Below are 473 nucleotides of genomic sequence, written 5' to 3' on the forward strand. Positions count from 1 at the left end.
TCTTGTTCTCTTAAAGGATTTTTATGCACTCCTACTAAACCACTTCCTACAGCAATATCTGCATAACCATAAATAGCACCTAATAAATTAGGTTTATCTAATATACTACTTCCTCCACTTAATTGTATATAAAGTATAGTAGCTTGTATAAATCTTGCATTAAAACCATTTTGAGACATATCATTAGCTAGGTATTTATAATCACCTAATATTCCTGCTGCCATACCCCATTCATTATGAAATAAACTTGATCTTAGATTATGTTTATTATCATCTACTATTCTATATAATTTTTCATATTTAGGATCTACATTTCCTTTTTCATCTACAGCTCCTATAGCTTCATAAGGTATATCTATAACAACACTTCTTATACCACTTCTTATAACTAAATATTTATATCTTTCTTTTTTAGTTTTTAAAGATTTATAATAAGCTTTTTCTGCTTTAGTCCAAGGAGCTATGCTTCCTTT

1 pseudogene is annotated in these 473 nt (G+C 27.9%); it reads right to left on the reverse strand.

Annotated elements, in window-relative coordinates:
• A pseudogene (locus AJ932_RS00015) lies at positions 1 to 473 on the reverse strand (hypothetical protein); the annotation flags it as partial.

It is taken from the genome of Campylobacter sp. BCW_6873 (assembly GCF_001762365.1).
GTDB classification, from domain to species: Bacteria; Campylobacterota; Campylobacteria; order Campylobacterales; family Campylobacteraceae; genus Campylobacter_D; species Campylobacter_D jejuni.